The sequence below is a fragment of the Joostella sp. genome, assembly GCF_048266025.1.
Lineage (GTDB): Bacteria > Bacteroidota > Bacteroidia > Flavobacteriales > Flavobacteriaceae > Galbibacter > Galbibacter atrarenae.
This window is the reverse complement of sequence record NZ_JBLXAF010000009.1, coordinates 154,882-163,656: the sequence shown is the minus strand read 5'-3', so window position 1 is coordinate 163,656 and position 8,775 is coordinate 154,882. Positions and strand designations below refer to the sequence as shown.

Below are 8,775 nucleotides of genomic sequence, written 5' to 3'. Positions count from 1 at the left end.
AAATATACAACGGTTGGAGGAGTTCAAGGTTTTGATGGAACAAAAAAAGAAGCTAAAAAAGAAGTTATTAAAAGTATAAATTAACCAGCCATTCATGCTCACAGCATCTATTTTATTAATGTTTATAGGATTTTACTTTTTATATGTCACTTCTAAGAGAGCTGACTATAAGAGTGAATTATTTATTTATAATTGGGGACACACTAATACCTCTCAATCAAAGTATTTAGGAATATTATTAATCGTATTAAGTCTTGTGTTGGATATTTGGCTTCTGGGACTAGGAAGTGGAGTCTTCTCTTTCTTCGTTTTATTAATGACGTTAGCAAGTTTGGTAGTCTTATTAAGTCCTCTTCGTTTTTTTTCTGTTCCTAGCCTCTTAATTATTGGATTTCTATCCCTTTTGTTAGAATTAAATATCTCTTAAAGATGCCTGCAAATAAAAAATATTTAACTCAGTCTCCTTTTCAAAGAGTCTTAAAAATAACTGCTGGCTTTGTAGGTGGTTTTATGATAACTGAATTGTTGCATATGGTTTTAACGCTCTGGTTTGATTTTGGAGCAGTTATGTTTACGATCCGTTATGCTGGTTTTATACTTTGGGCTGGATTAATGATTGTTGCTTTTCTAGCTAAAAATGGATGGAAAATATGGGGGATTTATCTTTTAATAATACTCATTCTCGCTACAATTCTATACTTCGGTTCTAATATTAATTCATTATAGTTTTTTTCATGTCAAACAGAATTTATAATATTCTATTTCATACACATACCATCAGTGGTATTTTTATTAGTGCCTTATTATATATTATTTTTTTTACGGGGTCCATCTCTTTTTTAAGGGATGAAATTAGTGCATGGGAGCGGAATGAGCCGATACAAGAAGGTTATTTCGAAAATATAGATTTTGACACTGCTTTAAGTAAGTTAAAGCAACATGATACGCTTTACAGTAGAGATATAACTTTTTCACAGCGCTTTTTTGAACGTAGAATAGGTGTTTTTATGACACCACCAAAAGATACAACTATTGTTACCAAAAAGGGTGGAGGAAGACGTAGAGGCTTCTTTTATCTAGACATGGATAATTATTCCAAAACGGATTATGCTTCAGGATATTCTTTAGGAGAGTTTTTTTATAGGCTACATTTTTTTGCACAATTAAATTTCTTTGGGAGATCAGGTTATTTTTTAGCTGGTTTGGTAGCTTTCTTCTTTCTATTTGCAGTAGTAACAGGTTTGCTAGTTCACTGGAAAAAAATAGTTTCAAGTTTCTATGTATTTCGTCCTAAAGGTAAATTGAAAACAATATGGACAGATGCTCATGTCGCTTTAGGAATTATAGGTTTGCCATTCCAATTTATTTTTGCTGTAACAGGTGCTTTTTTAATTATAGGGTATACCGTAATGTTACCTCCTGTTCAAAAAGTGCTTTTTGATGATAATCCTCGAGAAATGCAGAAAGCACTGGAGAGTCAGAAAGTAGAAGAATACGCATTCTATGGCAGTCCTCTTGAGAAGAATGTTTCTATAAATGATTTTGTAAAACGTACTAAAGACCAATGGCCAGATTTAGTTATTAATGGTTTTAAAGTCTTTAACTACGGAAATGAAAATATGCATATTCAAGTTATAGGTGCTCCTAATTTTACTGATGGTTTTATAGGTACAGGATATCAAACTTTTAAAGCAAGTGATGGTAAACTAGTAAGTGAAAAAGATCCTTATAATGATGTTTCCTATGTTGAAGGAGCAAATGATGTTATTAAAAGATTACACTTTGGAGATTTTGGGGGTTATGGAATGAAATTAATCTATTTAGTTCTTGGTTTTATTACATGCTTTGTCATTATTTCTGGTGTTCTTATTTGGCTTGTAGCTAGAGATAAAAAGAATGTCGCAGATCATAAAAGACGTTTTAATACATGGTTGGTTAAAGTGTATCTAGTTGGGTGCTTGAGTTTGTTTCCAGTTACAGCGCTCACTTTTGTTATTGTAAAACTTTTTGCTGACGATTATACTGGAGATAGAAATGTTTTTATAAATAGAACTTTCTTTTGGTCATGGCTTATTTTTAGTGCGCTTTTACTTCTTAAAAAGAGCAACTATTTTACTAATAAAGTGTGTTTGATTGCTGGAGCAATATTCAGTTTATTAATTCCTATTACCAATGGAATAAAATCAGGTAACTGGCCTTGGGTTTCTTATACTAATGGATATTCACAAATTTTAGTTATAGACCTTTTTTGGTTGGTGGTAGCAATCCTATCTATAATTGTTGTTTTTAAAATAAAAAGAAAATAGTTCTTCCTTTTCAAAGCTAAATATTCCCTTTTGCGTAGGTATTAATCCGTTTTACGTATGAGTTTCACTATTTGAAATAGATACTTTTGCCGAAATAATATATTTAATAAGTCTAAATAAAAATAAATATGCGAATTGTTTGCATGAATAAAATAATGCTTTTGAGTTTTCTTGTATGCTCCGTAATGGCATTTTCACAAAGTGGTAATGTACGTATTACTGGAACCGTAACAGATACAGAAGGAGCTCCAATTGCAGGAGCTACTGTAATGGTTGAAGCATTGTCTAAAGGTGTAACAACAGATATTCATGGTATCTATGATCTAAATACTAATGCAAGAAGCGGCAATTATACCCTTAAAGTGTCTTATTTAGGATTTAAAGAAAAGGAACTTAAAGTTGATTTAAATGATGGAGAAACTTTAAAACTTGATTTTCAGTTAGAAGAATCTTCTTATGATTTAGAGGAAGTTGTAGTTTCTGGGCAAAGTATTGTAGATCAAGTTAGGGAAAAGGCCTTTAATGTAAGTGTTGTAGATGCAAAGGAACTTCATAATACGACTTTAGATCTAGGTCATGCTTTAGATAGAGTATCTGGAATTAGAGTTCGAGAAAGTGGAGGAGTTGGCTCTCAGATGAATTTTTCTATAAACGGTTTCAGAGGGAAACAAGTACGTTTTTTTATTGACGGAGTTCCCATGGATAATTTTGGAAGTTCTTTTCAGCTAAATAATATTCCAATAAATCTAGCAGAAAGAATAGAAGTATATAAAGGGGTTGTGCCTGTAGGTTTGGGTTCAGATGCTTTAGGAGGAGCTGTAAACATTATAACAAATGGCTATAATAAAAGTCATTTAGATGCATCTTATTCTTATGGTTCGTTTAATACGCATAGATCAATGGTGAATGCTATTTATGTCGCTAAAAACGGATTCACAGCACAATTGAATGCCTATCAAAATTTTTCTGACAACTCCTACAAAGTAAATGTTGATGTAGCGGATATTAATACAGGGGAGTATTACCCAGACCAGACGGTAAAGCGTTTCCATGATCAATATCACAACGAAACTGTTATTGCAAACTTCGGAGTTGTAAATAAGTCTTATGCAGATCAATTATTATTCGGAATAACACTTGGAAACAATTACAGAGAAATTCAAACAGGAGCTCGTATTGTTAGTGTTTTTGGAGGTTGGCACAGACGTGGAAATGTAATTATGCCTAGTGTAAAATATAAAAAGAATAATTTTTTAGTTGAAGGACTAAATGTTAGAATTAATGCTAACTACAATCTAGGGCAAGAGAAGAATATTGATACTCTTCATAGAAGGTATAATTGGTTTGGAGAGTATAAAGAATATGATAACCCAGGAGGTGAAAGATCATATTCGTTATATAAATATAGAAATAATAATGGAGTAGGAGCTGCTGCTTTTGATTATACGATTGCAAAAAAGCATAGGATTTCATTGGGGAGTACATTAAACACTTTCAACAGAGAGGGAGAAGATGAACTAAATCCAAATAATGATACATACCAACAGCCTAGAAAAACCCTGAAAAATATTTTAGGACTGAGCTATGGATATGAAACAGAAAATTGGAATGCATCTGCATTTACGAAGCAGTATTTTCAGCAAAATAAATTTACACAATCTTATAACCCAACGGGAGATTATGGAGATGTAGCCTATAGAGATCAAATTAATATATATAACTTCTTGGGATATGGTTTTGCAGTCTCTCATTTTTTTAATGAAAATTTCCAAATGAAAGCTTCTTTTGAAAAGAGTTATCGTCTTCCAGATTCAGAAGAATTATATGGTGATGTTATCAATCTTCAAGGAAATGTAGATCTAAAACCTGAGCATAGCTATAATTATAATTTAGGAGCTAGTTATTGGTTGGCATTGCATAATGAGCATCAATTAAACTTCAACTTAAATGGTTTTTACAGAGATGCTAGTAATTTTATTCGTCCTCGACTTAATAATAACCAAACGATGCAAGTTATGGATAATCTAGGAAGTGTAACCAATTTGGGTGTTGAGGCAGAAATTAGATACCAAAGTGCAAGACGTTTTAGTGCAGGTGTAAATGTAACATATCAAGATTTAAGAAATAATACGAAGTACGAAGAAGGACAAACAACGGAGAGTATTGTTTACCGTGACAGGATTCCAAACATGCCATACTTCTATGGAAATGCAGATGCTAGTTACACTTTTGAGAATGTATGGGGCGATGGTAACTTATTAAGTTTAGGTTACAATATGTTGTATGTACATGCTTTTTACTTGTATTGGCCTAGTTTGGGTTCTGATAAGCTTGATATTCCAGAGCAAATTTCTCATGATATAAACGCAACGTATACCTATAACCAAAAGCTTCAATTTACGTTGGAATGTAGAAATATTCTTGATGCTGAATTGTATGATAATTTCAGTTTACAAAAACCAGGGAGAAGTATTACAGGGAAAATAAAGTATACTTTTTTATAAAAAAAGTGGAGTTATAACCGCATTAGCACATTTTAGTCATGTGCATTATAACAATTAAAAATAGAGTTAAGTATAAATTTTAGTTTAAAAATTATTTAAAATGATCAAAAAATCAACTTATTTTTTCAGTCTATTATTCGCTGGAGCCTCATTATTAATTGGGTGTAGTGATGACGATTCTTCAGATCCTGATGGAGGAACAGAAAACCCAGAAGCAACATCGAAGTATATTGTAACAGCTACACCAATAGCTTCAGAAGGAGTAGCGGATTATATTTTAACAACAGACGATTTATCTCAAGGTAGTATTACTACTGAAGGAAATGGAATTGAGCAAGATGGAACTTACCGTTATTATCTAACCACAAACAATAAATTTTTTAGTTTATTATACGGGCAAGGAAATCCTGGAGCTGTTACTACATATCAATTAAATTCTGAAAGCGAGTTAAGCAAAATATCAGATTTTCAATCAGAAACAGTTCAGGCTTTCGGAGCAGTAAATGATGATGTATTAATGATTAAAATTTCTAGAAGCGCTGAGTCTCCAATTGCATATTGGTATCAATTAGACACAGAAACTTCTCAATTTACTGCTGAAGGGCAAATAAATACTCAGGAATTAGCAGATACAGAGAATGGAGAGTTGGCTTTTTTTACATGGATAACTCAAGTTGGAGATAAGGTTTACCTTCCATATTTTACAATTAAAGGATGTTGTAGTGATACTTTTGGAACTGAATACCCAGATGAAGCTAATATTGCCGTTTATTCTTACCCAGAAATGGAATTAGAAACAGTTATTCATGATGATCGTACAAGTTATATTGGAAGATATTTTGATAACGGACTTTCTGTTGATGAAAATGGAGATGCATATGCTTTTTCTGCTTCAGTAGCTACAACTAATGGAGAGTTGTCTTCTACAAAACCATCTGCAATAACAAGAATTAAAAGTGGAACTACAGAATTTGACGATTATTACTTCGATATAGAAGCAGCTGCCGGAGGTGCTTATATTACAGACCATGTGTATGTAGGTAATGGAAAGGCTGTTGGGATTTTAAGAGATGAAAAAACTTCTGCTTATCAGACAGGTAACAGATTAGCTGTAATCGATTTGTATAATAAAACCCTGGATTGGGTAACTGGAATGCCAGCTGCAGAAACGGTATTAAATGTTACAGAAGGTATGGATGTTTTAGTTTCTGAAGATAAAAGTACAGTTCACGTTGGAGTAACTACAGAAACAGGAAGTTTTATCTATAATGTAGATGTTGCGGGTGCTAGTGCAACTCAAGGATTAGAGGTTAATGGTGGAGTGATTACTGCAATAAGTAAACTTGATCCAGTTGAATAAATTAATTTTTGAATAGGGAGCTTTTTATCTCCATATTTAAGTAAAGCAAAGAGTCGTCTTGAAAATGTTTTCAAGACGACTCTTTTTGTGTATTACAATTTTGAATTAATAAGGCGGTTCCATTTTTCTGCAACCATTACTTCTGGAATAAGTTGCTTAGATTCCTCGATATCAAAAACAACCAAAGTATTAACAACGTTAGCGTTGTTATATAACTCTATATTTACATTTGTATAGGCTGTACTAGTTGTTCTATTTTCATTTTTTCGTTTGATAAATGTTTTACTATTATCAATTTCACCTAAGGGGATTGTTTTTAGTTCCTCTTGTGTATTTGATTTACGGTAATAATATAAAATTTTTTGTTCCTCATCCATTGCAAAGCAAACATCAGAAGTCATTTCATGAACCGAAATGTTACTATTATTTTTCTTAGCTTCCTCTAGAATAGGAATTAATAATTTACGTGATGCTTTTTTTATTTGAATACCTAAAAGCACTAAAGGTACTAAGCAAGCAATAAAAATAATTGCTCCTAGTAGAATTGAAGATGTATCCATCTTTATGTATTTAAATTTATGAAAATGATTGATTCCCCTTAGTAAACACAAGGGGTTAATTAGAATTAGAATTTTTCATAAATGTTACAAGAAAGAATGGAATGGATAAATGATTGTCCGGACTGGAAAATTTGTAAGAATCCTATCAATTCCTTGATAGGATAAGTTTAATTTTATAACACTAATTCCTAGAGTTATATGATTTAAAAGTTTAAAATCAAGTTTGTTCAGTTTAACATCAAATTCTGCGTGGGTAACTATGTGGTTAATAGTGTTAAGTATTGCTACCCCTTGGTATTTGACGTTAATTACAATATTTTCAGAAGGACTCTGTTGGAGTGGAAGCTGATCAATCTCAGCTTTTTTGGTATCATTTTTGAGAGGACTTAATTGAATAATTCCTCCAATAATGATTAGTGATATGATCTTCCAAAACTTCATAACAGCAAATGTAAGATTTTAAATACAAAGAACTTAATGATTTACAGTTGTATTTGATTTTTGTTGGATTTGAAAGAACAAGAATTTTGAGCAGTTTGTTTTAACGTATTGTAAGGAATGTTAAATCCTTTTTTATTGTAATTTTGAAGGTTGTCATTTTTATAACTAAAGAGGGTGTTAGTTGTATGATAGTTAATTAGTTATATTTAATTTTGTTCAATATAAATTTTATTAAAATGAAAGTTTCATATTTTTTTTCCATGCTTTTACTGGTGATATTATCATCATGTGGCGGAGCAAAGAATAACGCTTCAACTCCAGAGCAAATTACTGCTATTAAAGAGTTGCTTGATAGTAAAGAATATCGAATTGAAAATCAATGGGCAATGCCTACTGTGAGTTCTAGTATGATGAGATTAGCAAATAGTGGTCTTGCAGGCCCGGGTTCTAATGTGCAACGAATAAATCTTATAGGAAATACTAATTACCTTGAAGTTAAAGGGGATTCTGTAAAAGCATACCTGCCTTTTTTTGGCGAAAGACAAATGGGAGGTGGTTATAACTCAGAAGGAGAAGGAATACAGTTTGAACAAGTGGTTACCGATATGAAAACAGAATATGTGGAAGCTAAAAAACGTTATCTAGTAACATTTTCAGCAAATAATGGTACCGAATCTTTTGATATAAACTTGTTGGTGTATCCTAATAATAAAACATCACTTTCTGTTAACAGCTCTCAGAGAGATTTTATTACTTACGACGGCACGATATCTCCGCTTCCAGAAAAGAAAGATTAATAAATAAAAATAGCACTTTATATATAAAATTGCCTCCTAAGGATATTATTAATATTTAATGGAGGTTATTTTTTGAAGTCTACATTTCAAAATTAAACCCTTTTTTTGTGAGTTTATTATAAATTTCAGGATCAAATTTATAGAGTTTAGCAGCTCTATGAGAAACATCTTGTTGTTTTTCTTTAAGATCAACCAATAATTTCATCTTAAGTATTTTCCTTCTGAAATTCGGTTTGTCAAGTTCTACATTTAGAATTTCTTGGTATAGTTGCATTAATTGAAGAAGAGTAAACTTTTCTGGTAGTAGATTGAATCCAATTGGGGCATTTCTAACTCTATTTCTAAGATGCTCAAGGCTAAATTCTAAAATTTCGTTATGGTCATATATTAATTCAGGAATCTCTTCCATTTTATACCACTTAGCGTCAGAAGCAGTAGAACCAGCTTTTACATCGTAGTCCTCTTTTTTTATCAACGCATAGTAACCAATTGTTATAACTCTTCCAAGGGGGAAACGTTTTGGGTCACCAAATGCTTTTAGTTGCTCTAAATAAAGATCCGATATTCCAGTTAATTCTTTAAGTAATCTATGAGCAGCGTTATCAATACCTTCATCTTCTTTAATCCAACCTCCAGGTAAACCCCATTTACCTTTGCTAATCCCTTCTGCGTGCTGAATTAGTAATACTTCTAATTTTCCTTCCTCAAAACTAAAAATAGCACAATCAATTGTAATAGCATTCATTACTTTTTCTTCTACTATTTTACCGGATTCGCTGTCTATAAATTTCTTAATCATTTATTAAA

General features: G+C 31.9%; 9 protein-coding genes. 6 read left to right on the top strand and 3 right to left on the bottom strand.

Translation table 11 applies throughout. The annotated features are described in order from the left end of the window. Nucleotides 1-94: 94 nt before the first annotated feature. The 5 genes from ACN0TY_RS14635 (at nt 95) to ACN0TY_RS14615 (ending at nt 6,170) form a co-directional block, all read left to right on the top strand. Entirely contained in the window at nt 95-427 is a 333-nt protein-coding gene (locus tag ACN0TY_RS14635; RefSeq protein ID WP_417445078.1) for a hypothetical protein, read from the top strand. A gap of 2 nt (nt 428-429) precedes the next feature. Next, the gene (locus ACN0TY_RS14630) at nt 430-726 is read left to right on the top strand and encodes a hypothetical protein (RefSeq protein WP_417445077.1); all 297 of its coding nucleotides are present in this window, start codon (nt 430-432) and stop codon (nt 724-726) included. Between the two features lie 8 nt (nt 727-734). Then, on the top strand, nt 735-2,306 hold the full coding sequence (locus ACN0TY_RS14625) for a PepSY-associated TM helix domain-containing protein (RefSeq protein WP_417445076.1): 1,572 nt from the start codon (nt 735-737) through the stop codon (nt 2,304-2,306). Between the two features lie 185 nt (nt 2,307-2,491). Then, on the top strand, nt 2,492-4,810 hold the full coding sequence (locus tag ACN0TY_RS14620; protein ID WP_417445075.1) for a TonB-dependent receptor: 2,319 nt from the start codon (nt 2,492-2,494) through the stop codon (nt 4,808-4,810). A 100-nt stretch (nt 4,811-4,910) separates the two neighbouring features. After that, nucleotides 4,911-6,170: a DUF4374 domain-containing protein gene (locus ACN0TY_RS14615; protein WP_417445074.1), complete on the top strand. Its 1,260-nt coding sequence runs from the start codon at nt 4,911-4,913 to the stop codon at nt 6,168-6,170. Nucleotides 6,171-6,262: 92 nt separating this feature from the next. Here ACN0TY_RS14615 and ACN0TY_RS14610 read toward each other — a convergent pair whose 3' ends face one another. Together ACN0TY_RS14610 and ACN0TY_RS14605 are read right to left on the bottom strand one after the other, a co-directional pair. Further along, a complete protein-coding gene (locus tag ACN0TY_RS14610) occupies nt 6,263-6,730 on the bottom strand; it encodes a hypothetical protein (protein WP_417445073.1) in 468 nt (155 codons plus the stop codon). A gap of 84 nt (nt 6,731-6,814) precedes the next feature. Then, nucleotides 6,815-7,171, bottom strand: a complete 357-nt coding sequence (locus tag ACN0TY_RS14605; RefSeq protein ID WP_236958699.1) for a hypothetical protein — start codon at nt 7,169-7,171, stop codon at nt 6,815-6,817. A gap of 236 nt (nt 7,172-7,407) precedes the next feature. Here ACN0TY_RS14605 and ACN0TY_RS14600 point away from each other — a divergent pair, with 236 nt between their 5' ends. Next, on the top strand, nt 7,408-7,968 hold the full coding sequence (locus ACN0TY_RS14600) for a DUF4251 domain-containing protein (RefSeq protein WP_417445072.1): 561 nt from the start codon (nt 7,408-7,410) through the stop codon (nt 7,966-7,968). Nucleotides 7,969-8,047: 79 nt separating this feature from the next. Here ACN0TY_RS14600 and ACN0TY_RS14595 read toward each other — a convergent pair whose 3' ends face one another. Next, entirely contained in the window at nt 8,048-8,767 is a 720-nt protein-coding gene (locus tag ACN0TY_RS14595; RefSeq protein ID WP_236958697.1) for an NUDIX hydrolase, read from the bottom strand. Nucleotides 8,768-8,775 lie beyond the last annotated feature (8 nt).

Bases quoted from the DNA above. Each gene is read 5' to 3' on its own strand.
- ACN0TY_RS14635 (WP_417445078.1), top strand. From the start codon at position 95: ATGCTCACAGCATCTATTTTATTAATGTTTATAGGATTTTACTTTTTA.
- ACN0TY_RS14630 (WP_417445077.1), top strand. From the start codon at position 430: ATGCCTGCAAATAAAAAATATTTAACTCAGTCTCCTTTTCAAAGAGTC.
- ACN0TY_RS14625 (WP_417445076.1), top strand. From the start codon at position 735: ATGTCAAACAGAATTTATAATATTCTATTTCATACACATACCATCAGT.
- ACN0TY_RS14620 (WP_417445075.1), top strand. From the start codon at position 2,492: ATGGCATTTTCACAAAGTGGTAATGTACGTATTACTGGAACCGTAACA.
- ACN0TY_RS14615 (WP_417445074.1), top strand. From the start codon at position 4,911: ATGATCAAAAAATCAACTTATTTTTTCAGTCTATTATTCGCTGGAGCC.
- ACN0TY_RS14610 (WP_417445073.1), bottom strand. From the start codon at position 6,730: ATGGATACATCTTCAATTCTACTAGGAGCAATTATTTTTATTGCTTGC.
- ACN0TY_RS14605 (WP_236958699.1), bottom strand. From the start codon at position 7,171: ATGAAGTTTTGGAAGATCATATCACTAATCATTATTGGAGGAATTATT.
- ACN0TY_RS14600 (WP_417445072.1), top strand. From the start codon at position 7,408: ATGAAAGTTTCATATTTTTTTTCCATGCTTTTACTGGTGATATTATCA.
- ACN0TY_RS14595 (WP_236958697.1), bottom strand. From the start codon at position 8,767: ATGATTAAGAAATTTATAGACAGCGAATCCGGTAAAATAGTAGAAGAA.